General features: G+C 51.4%; 15 protein-coding genes. 4 read left to right on the top strand and 11 right to left on the bottom strand.

Annotated elements, in window-relative coordinates:
• Positions 1-4 precede the first annotated feature (4 nt).
• Positions 5-850 carry an MIP/aquaporin family protein gene (locus tag P2W74_RS22145; protein ID WP_276293243.1) on the bottom strand — a complete coding sequence of 282 codons (846 nt, stop codon included), beginning with the start codon at positions 848-850 and terminating at the stop codon, positions 5-7.
• Between the two features lie 392 nt (positions 851-1,242).
• Here P2W74_RS22145 and zapB point away from each other — a divergent pair, with 392 nt between their 5' ends.
• Positions 1,243-1,488: a septal ring assembly protein ZapB gene (zapB, locus tag P2W74_RS22140; RefSeq protein WP_276293242.1), complete on the top strand. Its 246-nt coding sequence runs from the start codon at positions 1,243-1,245 to the stop codon at positions 1,486-1,488.
• 93 nt (positions 1,489-1,581) lie between these two features.
• Here zapB and P2W74_RS22135 read toward each other — a convergent pair whose 3' ends face one another.
• From P2W74_RS22135 to priA, 8 genes are all read right to left on the bottom strand, one after another.
• Positions 1,582-2,325, bottom strand: coding sequence for an SDR family NAD(P)-dependent oxidoreductase (locus P2W74_RS22135; RefSeq protein ID WP_046493430.1), 744 nt, complete (start codon positions 2,323-2,325; stop codon positions 1,582-1,584).
• A gap of 191 nt (positions 2,326-2,516) precedes the next feature.
• A complete protein-coding gene (gene rraA / locus P2W74_RS22130) occupies positions 2,517-3,002 on the bottom strand; it encodes a ribonuclease E activity regulator RraA (protein WP_103779966.1) in 486 nt (161 codons plus the stop codon).
• Positions 3,003-3,094: 92 nt separating this feature from the next.
• On the bottom strand, positions 3,095-4,024 hold the full coding sequence (gene menA, locus P2W74_RS22125) for a 1,4-dihydroxy-2-naphthoate polyprenyltransferase (RefSeq protein ID WP_276293241.1): 930 nt from the start codon (positions 4,022-4,024) through the stop codon (positions 3,095-3,097).
• A gap of 66 nt (positions 4,025-4,090) precedes the next feature.
• A complete protein-coding gene (gene hslU, locus P2W74_RS22120; protein WP_276293240.1) occupies positions 4,091-5,422 on the bottom strand; it encodes an HslU--HslV peptidase ATPase subunit in 1,332 nt (443 codons plus the stop codon).
• Between the two features lie 9 nt (positions 5,423-5,431).
• Positions 5,432-5,962 (bottom strand): ATP-dependent protease subunit HslV, encoded by a 531-nt coding sequence (hslV, locus tag P2W74_RS22115; protein ID WP_007369227.1) that lies wholly within the window; start codon positions 5,960-5,962, stop codon positions 5,432-5,434.
• A 91-nt stretch (positions 5,963-6,053) separates the two neighbouring features.
• Positions 6,054-7,058: a cell division protein FtsN gene (gene ftsN, locus P2W74_RS22110; RefSeq protein ID WP_276293239.1), complete on the bottom strand. Its 1,005-nt coding sequence runs from the start codon at positions 7,056-7,058 to the stop codon at positions 6,054-6,056.
• A 92-nt stretch (positions 7,059-7,150) separates the two neighbouring features.
• Entirely contained in the window at positions 7,151-8,176 is a 1,026-nt protein-coding gene (gene cytR, locus P2W74_RS22105; RefSeq protein ID WP_276293238.1) for a DNA-binding transcriptional regulator CytR, read from the bottom strand.
• A 157-nt stretch (positions 8,177-8,333) separates the two neighbouring features.
• Positions 8,334-10,532 (bottom strand): primosomal protein N', encoded by a 2,199-nt coding sequence (gene priA / locus P2W74_RS22100; protein ID WP_276293237.1) that lies wholly within the window; start codon positions 10,530-10,532, stop codon positions 8,334-8,336.
• 201 nt (positions 10,533-10,733) lie between these two features.
• Here priA and rpmE point away from each other — a divergent pair, with 201 nt between their 5' ends.
• The 3 genes from rpmE to P2W74_RS22085 all read left to right on the top strand — a co-directional run bounded on the left by rpmE (position 10,734) and on the right by P2W74_RS22085 (position 13,687).
• Complete coding sequence (rpmE, locus tag P2W74_RS22095; RefSeq protein ID WP_103177500.1) at positions 10,734-10,946, top strand: 50S ribosomal protein L31; 213 nt, start codon at positions 10,734-10,736, stop codon at positions 10,944-10,946.
• Positions 10,947-11,285: 339 nt separating this feature from the next.
• Entirely contained in the window at positions 11,286-11,966 is a 681-nt protein-coding gene (locus tag P2W74_RS22090; RefSeq protein ID WP_276293236.1) for an oligogalacturonate-specific porin KdgM family protein, read from the top strand.
• Positions 11,967-12,262: 296 nt separating this feature from the next.
• On the top strand, positions 12,263-13,687 hold the full coding sequence (locus tag P2W74_RS22085; protein ID WP_276293235.1) for an MFS transporter: 1,425 nt from the start codon (positions 12,263-12,265) through the stop codon (positions 13,685-13,687).
• A 76-nt stretch (positions 13,688-13,763) separates the two neighbouring features.
• On the opposite strand, the gene P2W74_RS22080 is transcribed toward P2W74_RS22085, so the two are convergent.
• On the bottom strand, positions 13,764-14,369 hold the full coding sequence (locus tag P2W74_RS22080) for a YiiX family permuted papain-like enzyme (RefSeq protein WP_276293234.1): 606 nt from the start codon (positions 14,367-14,369) through the stop codon (positions 13,764-13,766).
• Positions 14,370-14,435: 66 nt separating this feature from the next.
• Positions 14,436-14,753, bottom strand: a complete 318-nt coding sequence (gene metJ, locus P2W74_RS22075; RefSeq protein WP_162380293.1) for a met regulon transcriptional regulator MetJ — start codon at positions 14,751-14,753, stop codon at positions 14,436-14,438.
• Positions 14,754-14,798 lie beyond the last annotated feature (45 nt).

Raw genomic sequence — 14,798 nt, 5'->3', positions numbered from 1 at the left:
CACATTACAGCGAAGCTTTTTGTTGTGAAGTCGTCGTGGCGTCTTTCTCTTCCACGACACAGGTATCGCAAGGTAAATGATGGCCAATCAGTTTGCGATAAGCGAATGCACCCAAAATGGCGCCCACAATAGGGCCGAACAGCGGTACCAGGAAGTAAGGGATGTCTTTGCCACCGGTAAAGGCAATATTGCCCCAGCCAGCGAGCCAGGCGAATGCTTTCGGGCCGATGTCACGTGCCGGGTTCATCGCGAATCCCGTCAATGGACCCATTGATGCACCGATAACGGCGATCAGTAAGCCAATGAGAAGTGGCGCCAGCGGGCCACGAGGCACGCCGTTACCGTCATCAGTCAGTGCCAGAATGACCCCCATCAGAATAGCGGTAATCACCATTTCAACCGCGAAGGCCTGCACAAAATTGATATGTGGGTTTGGATAAGTAGAGAAAGTCCCTGCCAGATTGAGACTTTCGACGCTGCCACGCACGATATGATTCGTTTGTTCAAAGTCGGCAAAAAGGTTGTAGTAGAGCCCGTAAACTAACGCCGCAGCGCAAAAAGCACCGGCAAATTGAGAAATAATGAAAGGAACAACTTTGCGCTTGTCAAAACACGCGAACAGCCACAGTGCGATGGTCACTGCTGGATTCAGATGTGCACCAGAAACGCCTGCTGTCAGGTAGATAGCCATCGCTACTCCCAGACCCCAGATGATACTGATTTCCCACTGACCAAAAGTAGCCCCGGCCACTTTGAGTGCAGCGACACAACCCACACCGAAGAAAATCAACAACCCGGTACCGAGGAATTCAGCAATGCACTGGCCTTTTAAGGTTGATGTTTGACTCATGATCGGATCCTGAAGAGAGTTTAATGTTTATTGTATGCGAGGAGGTCACTGACATCCGCGATGCCCTGTAGGCATGCTGTTAATTTAGCGTTAACGAGCAAAAGCGAGAAATATCGAAATTGAAATGTGTGTACTGCGTCAACAAAATGAGCGTTATCGCGCTATGAAGCGCATTTTGAGACAAAGCAAGAGTGTGAGCTGAATCATTTCATTAACCAATATGTTAACACTTTAGCGATATTGAATTGATGTCACCAGGACAAAGATGAAAAGTGTTGCAAACCGCGATCTACGCGGTATGTCGCTGGACAGCGGCGACGGGGCTTCATACAATCGGCACTATATGTTGTGCGCGTTTACATTAAAGCGTCGCCTTGCAATTCAGGAGAGGTATGACCATGTCATTAGAAGTGTTTGAGAAACTGGAAGCAAAAGTACAGCAGGCGATTGATACCATCACGCTGCTACAGATGGAAATTGAAGAGCTGAAAGAAAAGAACAACAGCCTGGCGCAAGATGTTCAGTCTGCACAGCACCAGCGTGAAGAACTGGAGCGCGAGAACAGCAGTCTGAGAGAACAGCAGAACGGCTGGCAGGATCGTCTGCAGGCTCTTTTAGGGCGTATGGAAGAAGTCTAATCCTCAGAGGAATTGAGTACCAGCATGTAGGCCGGATAAAGCGCAAGCCGTCATCCGGCAATATCATAGTTTTACCGCGATACAACGTTAGTTTCAGGCATTCAAACCCCCATCCACGTCCAGACCAGTGCCGGAAATCTGCCCAGCCGCTGGGCTTGCCAGAAACGTCACCGCCGCTGCAACATCCTCCGGTGTACCGTAATGCCCTGTCGCAATAAGTTGTCGTTGGGAGTCCGCCTGTTCGCCATCTGCTGGGTTCATATCACTATCTGTTGGGCCGGGATGGACAAGGTTGACGGTAATACCCCGTGGGCCGAGATCACGAGCCAGGCCACGGGTTAGCGAGTTGAGCGCTGATTTAGTCATCGCGTAGACAGCAATCCCCGGCTGGGCGACACGGTTGGCAAGGCAACTGCCAATATTGATAATTCGCCCACCTTCAGGGAGATGTGGCAACGCGGCCTGTATGGCTACCACCACGCCACGGATATTCACGTTAATCAACGCGTCGATGTCTTCCAGTGACAGCGACTCCAGCGGGCCACCGCGTGCGATCCCTGCGTTGTTGACCAGAATATCTAATCCTCCTAGTGACTGTATCGTGTGATTTACGGCGTTCTGAATAGCCTGAGCGTTTGCACTGTTTGCCTGAATAGCCTCGCCATGGCGGCCGAGTGCTGTAATTTCATTGGCAACGGCCTGGGCTTTCTCCGCAGATTTTTCATAGGTTATAACAACATCAGCACCGGCTTTCGCCAGCGACAGTGCAATAGCGCGCCCTAATCCACGACTGGCTCCGGTGACCAGCGCTTTTTTACCTGTCAGATCGATATGCATGATGACCCCGTGACGAGAGTGATGAGATTCATCATTAGGTATAGAGAGAGTTTTTTCTTCGTCAATGCGCTGAATGGGGGAATCGAAAGGGTGAAGTGGCAAAAAAGAGGGTCTGGAGATTTCCAGAATCGAAGTAAATTGCCAGTCAGTTGTTTAACCGACTGGCATCACACCGAATTGCGGTATTTTCTTTACTCGATATCGAGGGGGTCTTCGGAAAGGATTATCCCGGTATTGTCGGCATACAGATGGTCGCCGGAAAAGAACGTCACGCCGCCAAAATTGACGCGCACATCGCTTTCCCCAATGCCTTCACCTGCGGCACCCACCGGAATGGCGGCAATCGCCTGAATACCAATGTCCAGCTCTTCCAGATCGTCTACCTGACGCACTGCGCCGTAGATGACCAGACCTTCCCATTCATTCTGTACAGCCAGACGCGCCAGTTCGGCGTCGACCAGCGCACGACGGACAGAACCACCGCCATCGACCAGCAGGATGCGTCCACGGCCATTTTGTTCGAGCAGATCATACAGCAACCCGTTGTCCTCGAAACATTTTACCGTAATGATTTGTCCGCCAAACGACGACCGTCCTCCAAAGTTAGAGAACAGCGGTTCCACGACGTTGACATCTTCCTGGTAGATGTCACAAAGCTCGGAAGTATCGTATTTCATAGGATCAACGTTCAGTTGCTGCGAGAATTTTTAGTATATCGCGCTATGTGTACTGTTGGCAAAATCATCAATTGTTAATTGATATTTGTCAGTTAAACGGGCCACTGACTTAAGAAAATGCCAACCACAAACAGTAGGTTAGTTAATAGCGCGGCTTTGACCGTTCGTTCCAGCATTGGGCGCATTGCCGTCGGTTCCATTTCGCGCATCACATACCGCGCCTGTTTGATGAGAAGCGGCGCCGCCAGAATAAACAACCATCCCCACAGGCTGTGCAAAGAGAGCAGGTTAAACAACGCCAGGCAGACCAGCGTCCCCATCAGCAGGCAGGCGTGATAGCGACGGGCGTTGACCGCGCCTAAACGCACAACCAGCGTGTTTTTACCGTTTTCCTTGTCACTGTTGATGTCACGCAGGTTATTGATATTGAGCACCGCCGTTGCCAACAGACCACAGGCGGTTGCCGGTAGAATGAGTTCAGGAATCAGCGAGTGTGCCTGCAAATACCAGCTACCCATGACGCTCAGCCAGCCAAAGAACACCAGTACGGAAATATCGCCCAGACCGATGTAACCATACGGGCGGTTACCTACGGTGTAGGTGATGGCCGCGATAATCGACAGGCCGCCCAGCACCAGGAAACCGACAAAATCTGTCAGCGTGTTGCATGCCACGAAGACCAGCGCGAGACCGGACAGGCAAATGAGCGCGACGGTGACGATCAACGCCCGCTTCATCTCCTGCTGAGTGATAACCCCTTTTTGCATTCCACGCAGTGGGCCAATGCGGTCAGGTTTGTCGCTGCCTTTGACGGCATCGCCATAGTCGTTAGCGAGGTTTGACAGGATCTGCAGCAGCCCTGCAGTAATCAATGCCAACAGAGCAACCAGCGGGTCGAAGAATCCTTTCCACCATGCCAGGGCCGTACCGACGATGATCGCCGCGAAGGCGAGCGGTAGGGTCTTGGGTCGTAAACTTTCCAGCCAGGCCTGTGAGCGGCTAATTTGTTGTTGTTCAGTCATATTTAGCGCCAATAAAAATGGGGCTTTTCAGCCCCATCAACAATGATGAAAATGCATTGAACGCGATTATAGGATAAAACGGCTCAGATCTTCATCTGCGACCAGCGCATCCAGATGTTTGCTCACATAATCCGCATCAATTGTTATGCTTTGACCGTTCAGATCGCTGGCTTCATAAGAGATATCTTCCACCAGACGTTCCAGCACGGTGTGCAGACGACGCGCACCGATGTTCTCGGTGGTTTCGTTCACCTGCCATGCTGCCTGAGCGATACGTTTGATACCGTCTTCGGTGAACTCAATGTTCACACCTTCGGTCGCCATCAACGCTTTGTACTGGACGGTAATAGAAGCGTTAGGTTCAGTCAAAATACGCTCAAAGTCGCTGGTGGTCAGCGCCTGCAGCTCAACGCGAATCGGCAGACGACCCTGTAACTCAGGGATCAGGTCAGATGGTTTTGCCACCTGGAATGCGCCGGAAGCGATAAACAGAATGTGGTCAGTTTTGACCATACCGTGTTTGGTGGAGACGGTGCAGCCTTCAACCAGCGGCAGCAGGTCGCGCTGTACGCCTTCACGAGAGACATCCGGGCCGGAGGATTCGCCGCGCTTACAGATTTTGTCGATTTCGTCGATAAACACGATACCGTGCTGCTCGACCGCGTCGATTGCGTCCTGTTTCAGCTCTTCCGGATTGACCAGTTTCGCTGCTTCTTCTTCAATCAACAGCTTCATTGCATCTTTGATTTTCAGTTTGCGCGGTTTTTGTTTCTGGCCGCCCAGGTTCTGGAACATAGACTGCAACTGGCTGGTCATCTCTTCCATTCCCGGAGGCGCCATAATTTCAACGCCCATCGGTGCTGCGGCGAGATCGATCTCGATTTCTTTATCATCGAGCTGACCTTCACGCAGTTTTTTGCGGAATGCCTGGCGTGCAGCAGACGGTTCAGACTGTTGTTCAGCCTGGCCCCAGTTATTTTTCGCCGGTGGGATCAGCACATCAAGAATACGCTCTTCCGCCATCTCTTCCGCGCGGAAGCGGTTTTTCTCGATAGACTGGACGCGAACCATTTTGATGGCTGAATCCGTCAGATCGCGGATGATAGAATCAACTTCTTTGCCGACATAGCCCACTTCGGTGAACTTGGTCGCTTCAACTTTGATGAACGGCGCATTGGCCAGTTTTGCCAGACGACGGGCGATTTCGGTTTTACCGACGCCGGTTGGGCCTATCATCAGAATATTTTTCGGGGTCACTTCATGGCGCAGCTCTTCGTTGAGCTGCATGCGGCGCCAGCGATTACGTAAGGCGATAGCAACGGAGCGTTTCGCTGCGTCCTGGCCAATAATGTGCTTGTTCAGTTCGCTGACGATTTCGCGTGGGGTCATTTCAGACATGGGAGATCCTTACGCTTTAGACGGTAATTCTTCGATGGTATGGAAGTGGTTGGTATAGATGCAGATATCACCTGCAATATCCAACGCCTTTTCAGCGATTTCACGCGCGCCGAGCTCGGTGTTTTCCAGCAGAGCGCGTGCTGCCGCCTGGGCGTACGGGCCGCCTGAGCCGATGGCAATCAGATCGTTTTCGGGCTGCACGACGTCACCGTTACCGGTGATGATAAGGGAGGCGTTTTCATCCGCTACCGCCAGCAGCGCTTCGAGTTTGCGCAGCATGCGATCGGTACGCCAGTCTTTCGCCAGCTCCACGGCGGCTTTGACCAGGTGGCCCTGATGCATTTCTAATTTGCGCTCAAACAATTCAAACAGTGTGAAGGCATCCGCAGTGCCGCCCGCAAAGCCCGCAATGACTTTGTCGTTGTACAGGCGGCGGACTTTTTTCACGTTGCCTTTCATTACGGTATTACCCAGTGTGGCCTGACCATCACCGGCGATGACTACATGGCCATTACGGCGTACGCTTACTATTGTTGTCACGAGCAGACCCCTTGGTTACAAATGCAGAATACTGGCCCCGCACAGTCTACGGGGCGTAATGCAAGTATAGATGGGGGGGATTTTGGGGGTTTCAACCCCCAGTAGCGAGTCGAATGCAGTTTGTGTGACCCGCCATCTTCAGGCGGTTGATGGTGCTGTCGGCATTTTCTTTCCCTTTCACAGGGCCGATAACCACGCGATTCCAGCCGTTATTGGTGGTAATTCGGGAATCAAAACCTTCAAAGGCCAGCTGTGCACGTACGGTTTCTGCCTGCTCTGCGCCTTTAAACGAACCGCACTGCACCATCCAGCGGCGCTCATCTTTCTTCTCTGTCGTTGGCTTCGGCGCTTCCGCTGCTCGCGCAATCGGTGCGGCCTGCTGCGTTTTCGGCTGTGCAGCGGTGGTGTGCGCCGGTGTTTGCAGCAGATCCTGATAAGGCTGTGCGGCCGCAGTCTGTTTGGGTTGCTGCGTCTGACGAGGCTGCTGTACAGGGGCGGTCTGCGCTGTGCGTGTTTGCTGCTGCGGCTGCTGATAAGGCTGCTCAGTCACACGAGGTTGCGTACGCGGCTGTTGAACCTGCTGGGTATTGGTCCACTGTTGTTGTTGCACTTGTTGCTGGGCCAGACGCTGGCGCTGCAACGTTTGCTGGCGCTGTTCAGGCGTCTGCTCGTTCCACGGCACTTCGTTCAGCTGTGTCGGCTGCTGGCGCATATCCGCCTGCATCTGCGCCAGTAACTGGCGTTGTTCATTGGTGAGCTGGTTCGGGTTCATGACTTCGCCGCCCGCAGAGGGTTCGGTAGGCGCACGTACGCCAGGCTGGCGACTTTCCAGCTCTTTGATGTAGCGCCAGCGCTCTTCCGGTTTTGGCGGCAATCCATTACCGGCGACCTTCTGGCCCTGCAGTGTTTCGGACTCTTCTTTCTTGTGATGAGTAATGAAGTACAGACCACCGATAAAGGCCACAAGGACGGCGGCTGCAATCGCGACCATTGCTGGTGAGACCGCAGGCATGTTGCGTTGCTTTTTCCGTGAGGTGCTCTTTTTGCGCCGCGAAGGTGCCGGTTGGCCGCGACGTACATAATCTCGTTGTGCCACTATCGTTTCGCTGTATTTATTCGTTCGTCAGCCCGCCATGTTACTTAAGCGACGGGCCTTTGACCAGACAGGGGAGTCTTAAAGCGTTTACTTTAAGTTAAAGCGCGTGTTGAACCCCGAATAATAAGCTCGCAGTCCAGTAAACGTGAACCACTGCTGACATTCTGTCCTTGCAGTTGATCGAGCAATAACAGCATAGCTTCTCGTCCAATTTCAAAGCGTGGCTGTGCAACGGTAGTCAGGGGTGGATCACAAAATTCCGCCAGCGCAATGTTATCGAAACCAATAATGGACAGGTCGTCGGGGATTTTCAGACCACGGCGCTTGGCCCAGGAAAGCGCCCCGAGCGCCATAACATCGCTATGGCAGAACACGGCCGTAGGCGGTTGCGGCAGTTCGAGCAGTTGTTGAAGCGCGTTTGCCCCCGCCTCATAGGTGAAATCACCGCGAGCGATATAATGCGGATCAACCGTAATACCGCTACGGCGCAATGCCTGGACATAGCCTTGTAAACGGTAGTGGCAAAGCGGCATCTCTTCGGGTCCGGCGATACATCCAATACGCTGATGCCCTTGTTCATGCAGATAATTCACTGCATCAAAGGCGGCGGTCAGGTTATCGATGTGAACGGTTGGCAACTCCAGTTCGGGTGCAAATTCGTTCGCCATCACCATGGGCGGCAGATTGCGCTGTTCTTCGATACTGGCGTCAAAGGGGAGACGTGAACCGAGCAACAGCATGCCGTCAATCTGTTTGGTGATGATCAGATTGATAAACGTTTTCTCTTGCTGATTCTGGTGGGCGCAATCGCCGATCAACACCAGATAGCCTTGCTTTGCCGCGGTCACTTCGATGCCACGGATAATTTCACTGAAAAACGGATCGCAAATATCCGGAACTATCACCAGGATAGTGCGTGATTCATTGCGTTTAACGTTTCGCCCCATCGATTGCGGTAAATACCCCACCTCCATGGCTGCCTGTTCAACCCGACTACGGGTCGACTGGGAGACTTTATCGGGGTTCATTAACGCGCGGGACACGGTTGCTGTTGAGACTTTCGCCTTTAGAGCAACATCTTTCATTGTAGCGGCAGCAACCTGATTCTTCGGTTTCACTCTCTCTCCTCGCCTGGGGCATGCAGGCGCAGACCTATCCCTGGAAAACTAATGTCAGGATCATTTTTATCAGATAGTTAATGGAAGCGGTTACAGAATTTTCATAAAAAGTGTGATGAGTCCTGAATATTTCGATCCTCCTCGCATCATGAGGGGGTTATCCCTCAATAGGATCGACATCCAGTACCCATTTGACCTTGCGTGAATCGGGCAGCGTATTGATCAGCGCCATCGTGCCGCTGACGATATGTTGCAGCCGTATCCGGGACGGATGCTGGAGTAAAATTTGCCAGCGATAGCGGCCGCCGCGTTTGGGCGCCAGGGCGGGAACCGGCCCCAAAACCCAGAGTTTGTCATCCGCCAGCGGGCTGGCCTGGATCAGGTTGCGCAGCTGCTGCAGGAATAGCGGCGCCTGCTGATTGTTATGATCTTCCGCCCGCACAATAACGTGGCTGGTCCAGGGAGGAAGCTGGAGCGTTTGCCGTTCTGCCAGCGCTTGCTCTGCAAATGCGTCATAACCTTTGTGCAGCAGGGTTTGCAGCAGTGGGTGTTCCGGATGATGTGTCTGCAGCACGACTTCACCCTGTTTACCCGCGCGCCCGGCACGCCCGGCAACCTGGGTATAGAGCTGGGCAAAGCGTTCTGCCGAGCGGAAATCCGCGGAGAACAGCGCGCCGTCAACGTCCAGTAGCGCCACCAGGGTGACGTCCGGGAAATGGTGGCCTTTGGCCAGCATTTGCGTGCCGATCAAAATGCGGGCGCCGCCGCGATGTACTTCCGCCAGATGCTGCTCCAGCGCCCCTTTACGGCTGGTGGTGTCGCGATCGATACGAGAAATCGGTACACCCGGGAAGAAGGGCGTCAGCGCTTGTTCAAGTTGCTCAGTGCCTAATCCGACCGGCACCATGTGCGTGGAGCCGCAGGAAGGACACTGGCGCGGCACCGGGCGCTGGCTGTCGCAGTGGTGACAGCGTAAATGGTGTTGTGCCTGATGCAGCGTGTAGTAGTGATCGCAGCGCGGACATTCTGCGGTCCAGCCGCAGTCGTGACACAACAGCGCGGGGGCAAACCCCCGACGGTTAAGGAACAGAATGACCTGATTATCGGCCTGCAGATGCTGGCGCATACGCGTGATTAACGCGGGAGCCAGTCCGGCTTGCACCTTCTGGCCTTTCAAGTCGAGCACATGCTGCATGGCGGGACGGGCATTGCCTGCCCGACGGGTCAGGCGCAGCATGCGGTACTTTTTCTGCCGCACATTGCAGAGCGTTTCCAGCGCCGGTGTGGCGGAGCCGAGAATGATGGGGATCTGCTCGCTGTGGGCGCGATAAACAGCGAGGTCGCGGGCATGATAGCGCCAGCCTTCTTGTTGCTTGTAGGAGCTGTCGTGTTCTTCATCAATGACGATGACGCCGAGATTTTTAAACGGCGTAAACAGCGATGAGCGGGTGCCGATAACAATCGCCGCTTCGCCATTTTTAGCCTTCAGCCATGCCGAGAGACGTTCGCTGTCATTCAGGCCGGAGTGCAACACCTCGACAGGCGCATTAAAACGCTCGCGAAAACGGGCAATCGTTTGTGGGGTCAGGCCGATCTCCGGCACCATCACCAGCGCTTGTTTTCCCTGGGCAAGCACGTTTTCCAGTACGCTGAGATACACTTCCGTTTTGCCAGATCCCGTGACACCGGCCAGCAGCCAGGCCGAGAAACAGTCTGATGCGCTGTGAATTGCGCCAACCGCTGTGGCTTGCTCTGTGTTCAACCGTAGGCGTTCACCCGAGACGGCATAGTGCGTGCGCCAGTCGGTGAAGGCGGGCGTCTCGCTCGCCAGGTCGCTCAGCCCTTTTTTACGTAGCGCCTGCAGTGCCGCATCATTAAATTCGAGTTCCGCTACCCGATCACGCCAGATTTTTCCCTGGCGTAGCGCGGCCAGCGCCTGCTGTTGTTTTGGCGAGCGTTTCAGGCTATTGAGGTCGACAGCCTGTCCCTCTTCTGTGGCAAACCAGTACCACATTGGGGCGTTGCTGGCGGGTCTCCCCTGGCGCAACAAAACAGGCAGGGCATGAAACAGCACATCGCCGACAGGATGATGATAATAATCCGCAGCCCACAGCAGTAAACGCCAGACCGAGGTCGAAAAAACCGGTTCGACGTCCAGCACCTCGATCACCGCTTTTAGCTCATTCAGCGGTAATTCGCTTTGATCACTGACGGAGACAACAATCCCAACGCGTTTCTGCTGTTTACCAAACGGCACGCGCACACGACACCCGGCTTTGGCGCTGATGCCCTGCGGCAAGAGATAGTCAAAGGTACGGGGAAGCGGAACGGGCAAGGCAACGTGCGCAACGGGCATGTCATCATCCTGACTTGAAATCTGGCGGGTTAGTATACACATTGTGGTAAGGGAGCGCGGATCAGTTTGCATACGCTGGTTAATTTCTGTATGATTCGCCGCCTTTGATGCAAATTGATTGCGTCAAAACTATACTATCAACATCGCGTGGTGTCTGGCGTTAGGGCTGGAAGAGCGACGCGGCCTTAACTGAGGTTTCCCATGAAAAAAGATATTCACCCGAAATACGAAATGATTACTGCAAACTGCTCTTGCGGTAACTCCATCCAGATCCGCTCCACCGTTGGTCACGATCTGAACCTGGACGTATGTGGCCAGTGCCACCCGTTCTACACTGGTAAGCAGCGTGATGTTGCAACCGGTGGCCGTGTTGACCGCTTCAACAAGCGTTTCAGCATCCCGGGCAGCAAATAAGTTTTGCTCCTCAGAAAAAAGCGCCTTACGGCGCTTTTTTTGTGTCTGCAGATTTAAAATTGAAAAACCCATTTCTTTGCTGAATGAATAATATTTACCTATAAAATAAAACATCGTTTCTATTTTATAGGTAAATTGTTTCTATTAGTGACCTTCATCGTTTTTATCTTTTCGTTTTTGCCATTTATTTTTTTTGTTGGCAAAATTTAAAAGGTTTTATCTCTCCTGCTTAAATACAATCATTTAGAAATTTAAAATTATTCATAAATCCTTTTTGTCTGCTCCTTTTCGGAGAAGCATGTGGATTGATTTCTTAATTTTGTATAAAAAGGGATGGTCATGAAATTAAAGTCCGCGTTACTACTTATTCCATTATTCTCTGCGGCCGCACACGCGGGTTATGTTGATTATCGTCATGAATATTATGACGATGGACGTAACTATGATCGTGTTTATATGTCTCACCGTTTTGCTACTGGTTTTGGTGTGGCAGTAGAAGCCATTTCACGTTCCGATGATGCGCAATCTAATGATGCGTGGAATAATATGGAAAGCAACGGTAACGAGTATACTGCAAGTTATCAATTCACCTGGCGGGATCTTATCTGGCAGCCAGGTATTGCAGTTGAAACGGGTGATAATATCACGATTTATAAGCCTTACCTTCGCGTACAATATAATATCAATGACAACTGGTGGACGGCGTTCCGCTACCGTCAGGAATATGCGCGTAGAAACGCTGACGGTAAAGATGACCGCATGGTTTATCGTCCAGAAGCCTGGCTCGGTTATAACATCAATGACTGGATGTTTGAACTAAACGGCATTTATAAAATTGCTGATAGTGAAGATTTGTATAATAACAAAAAAGAAGATTATGAATATAACTTCCGTGTTGCTTATAAGATAGGCTCCTGGGTTCCGTTTGTTGAAATTGGTAACGTCTCCTCAGGTTATAACACGACAACGACGGACGATCGCCAGACACGTTATCGTGTTGGCCTTGGTTATAACTTCTAATTGTTAATCCCATTTATATATACAAAACATCATTCGAATTGCATTTCAACACGCATCAGCGTCTTGAACAACGTTTTCCCTGATCATGCAGGCGCGAGACTACAAGCCGAATAACGCCGCAAGGGCGTGAATTCCGATAATAAGTGATTAGGGCGAGCGAGTGCAACCAACGCACATGCAATTTGAAGTATGGCGAGTATAGAAAATAGAGTTAGTGGTAGCGCGATTTATTATTACCCTGACCATCAGGACGTACGAATAATTCGCGTGAATAACGTGCCTAAGGAGTTAACATAATGTCTAGTGATGAACATGTTATAGGAAGTAATGCAAGCATTGCCATTAGGCCTTTCGGATTCAGAGATAAAATTGGTTATTTGTGTGGCGACCTGGGGAACTGTTTTATTCTTGGGTTGGTGAATAGTTTTTTGATGATTTATTACACTAACGTGCTCGGTGTTTCCGGCGTCATTGTCGGGTCGCTCTATTTTGTGACAAAACTCTTTGATGCATTTGTTGATGTCGCCGTAGGGCGCTTATGCGATACGTCTAAACTGACCGCTTATGGGCGTTTTAATCCCTGGGTTCGTCGCATGAGATACCCTTTCTGCATCATTTCGGTCGTTCTTTTTCTGCCGTTTGTTCATGAATTTTCTGAAACGGCGAAAATTATCTATATCTGTTGTTCCTATTTTATTTATGGTTCGTTGTTATCGACCGTTAACATTCCTTATGGTGCAATGTCAGCAGCGATTAGCTCGAATCCGGACGATCGTGTTTCGCTTTCAACCTACCGCAGCATTGGCTCGGCGATTGGTGGCGGGGCAACCGGCTTTTTTATTCCCATTCTGATGTATACAACTCTTGTTGACGGAAGTCAGGTTATTTCCGGGCAACATTTCTTCTGGATTGCGATTGGCTGCTCAATACTGGCTTTTATCTTTTTAACACTGACCTGTCACTTAACGACAGAACGCGTGCGCGTGGAAAAGAAAGAGAGCGTGCCCGTTTCTGTTTTGCTGAAGGGATTGTTACGGAATAAGGCGTTGATTGTTCTGGTTGTTGTTGATCTGCTTATTGTTATTAATCAGGGGCTCTCCGGCACCAATATGACCTATCTGTTTAATGACTATTTCCACAATAAAGCAGCAATGTCTGTCGCACTACTGTTTACCTTTGGTTCCCTGATTCTGCTGGCGCCATCGGCGTCCTGGCTCACGAAGCGATTTGGTAAAAAAGAAGCCAGCGTAGGCGCACTGTTCTTTTCGGTGGTGATGTATCTGATTATGTACTTCATCCACATTACGGATGCGAAAGTCTATCTGGTCTTCCTGTTCCTTGCGACGCTGGGGGCCGGGTTATTCAACCTGATGATTTGGGCGTTTATGACTGATGTTTGCGACTATCATCAGTATGTCACTGGTAACCGTGAGGATGGCACCGTTTATGGTGTGAACTTCTTTGCCCGCAAAGTGGGTCAGGCATGTGCAGGGGCCATCGGCGGTTTTATGCTGGCTATCATCGGCTATCAATCTTCGTCAACGGGCGGTGCTGTTCAAACCAGCATCGTGCAGGAAAATATTTACACGATGGCGAATCTCTTACCGGCGTTATGCCTGTTTTTGGCCGCAGTGATTTTGATTTACTTCTATCCACTGAACCGTAAAGAAACGCTCAAAATGGAAGAAACATTGAACAAATTCAATGGGATTAGCAAATAACCCGTGAATACCTTATGAAAATGATGGGGCAATGAGTCTGAAAGGCAGGGGGGAAACCTCTGCCTTTGTTGTTTCATCACCACAGCAGTGGCCACTCCTTCCCAACCGTTTCCAGCCCTGGCGCATCAAACACCGCCTGTGGAGAGATAACCGTTTCATTCAGCGGGATATTTTTACCGTAGCGTTCTTTAAGTTTGGCTTGCACCGCCGGGTTACTGAGATCGAAATCCTTTAGCTTTTGCAGCTGACCCATTTTCATTCCCAGCGTATTGTCATACACCTTCCACACCACTTCAGAGCAGTACTGGCGATCGTCGGTCCAGGAAAAGGCGAAATCGTAGGGCTTACCGAGATAATGCTTCGTCGCTTGCGCCAGCTTTTGCTGCTGCCCGGTGGTCAACCCACCGCTGACACGGCGGACAATATATTTGCCCTCCTCGCCTTGGGCGATCCACTGTTTCAGCGGGGTATATTTCACCGGACCAACCGCTTCAAAGACATACGGCGTTTTATTGCGCATGACCAGCATACCGGTGTGGCTGTAAACGGAATGTGTCGCCAGTTGAATGGCTTTACTTTGCGATGAGCGAGAAATTTGAAAGAGGATATCGCCGGTTTGCGGCTGCCAGGCAAAAGCGGGTACAGCAACCAGCAGGCTGAAGATCAGAAGCCCGTGTTTCATCGGTAAACGTCCTTGTTACACCATTAAAAAAAGCGGCTGGTGAAACCCGCGCCGCTCTTTTCTGATTTAGTATTCCCACGTCTCCGGGTCGATGCCCAGTTCACGCATAATTTCTTTTGCCGCTTCCGGGATTTCATCACTGCGTTCTTTACGCAGATCGTCGTCATTCGGCAAGGGTTGCCCGGTGAACGCGTGCAGGAACGCTTCACACAGCAGTTCGCTGTTGGTGGCGTGACGCAGGTTATTCACCTGACGACGCGTACGTTCATCGGTGAGGATTTTTAACACCTTCAGAGGAATGGAAACCGTAATTTTTTTGACTTGCTCACTCTTCTTACCGTGCTCAGCGTATGGGCTGATATATTCGCCGCTCCATTCAGCCATGAGATACTTCATCCTCTTCGTCATTAATATGAGGCCGGAAACTGA

This window comes from Citrobacter enshiensis (genome assembly GCF_029338175.1).
In the GTDB taxonomy this organism is placed as follows: domain Bacteria; phylum Pseudomonadota; class Gammaproteobacteria; order Enterobacterales; family Enterobacteriaceae; genus Citrobacter_D; species Citrobacter_D enshiensis.
The sequence above is the reverse complement of the archived record's forward strand: the minus strand, read 5'-3'. Positions and strand labels throughout refer to the sequence as shown.

Coding starts and splice junctions, on each gene's coding strand:
- hslU (WP_276293240.1), bottom strand. CDS start 5,422: ATGTCTGAAATGACCCCACGCGAAATCGTCAGCGAACTGAACAAGCAC.
- P2W74_RS22080 (WP_276293234.1), bottom strand. CDS start 14,369: ATGAAACACGGGCTTCTGATCTTCAGCCTGCTGGTTGCTGTACCCGCT.
- P2W74_RS22090 (WP_276293236.1), top strand. CDS start 11,286: ATGAAATTAAAGTCCGCGTTACTACTTATTCCATTATTCTCTGCGGCC.
- rraA (WP_103779966.1), bottom strand. CDS start 3,002: ATGAAATACGATACTTCCGAGCTTTGTGACATCTACCAGGAAGATGTC.
- P2W74_RS22145 (WP_276293243.1), bottom strand. CDS start 850: ATGAGTCAAACATCAACCTTAAAAGGCCAGTGCATTGCTGAATTCCTC.
- priA (WP_276293237.1), bottom strand. CDS start 10,532: ATGCCCGTTGCGCACGTTGCCTTGCCCGTTCCGCTTCCCCGTACCTTT.
- zapB (WP_276293242.1), top strand. CDS start 1,243: ATGACCATGTCATTAGAAGTGTTTGAGAAACTGGAAGCAAAAGTACAG.
- rpmE (WP_103177500.1), top strand. CDS start 10,734: ATGAAAAAAGATATTCACCCGAAATACGAAATGATTACTGCAAACTGC.
- menA (WP_276293241.1), bottom strand. CDS start 4,024: ATGACTGAACAACAACAAATTAGCCGCTCACAGGCCTGGCTGGAAAGT.
- P2W74_RS22085 (WP_276293235.1), top strand. CDS start 12,263: ATGTCTAGTGATGAACATGTTATAGGAAGTAATGCAAGCATTGCCATT.
- metJ (WP_162380293.1), bottom strand. CDS start 14,753: ATGGCTGAATGGAGCGGCGAATATATCAGCCCATACGCTGAGCACGGT.
- P2W74_RS22135 (WP_046493430.1), bottom strand. CDS start 2,325: ATGCATATCGATCTGACAGGTAAAAAAGCGCTGGTCACCGGAGCCAGT.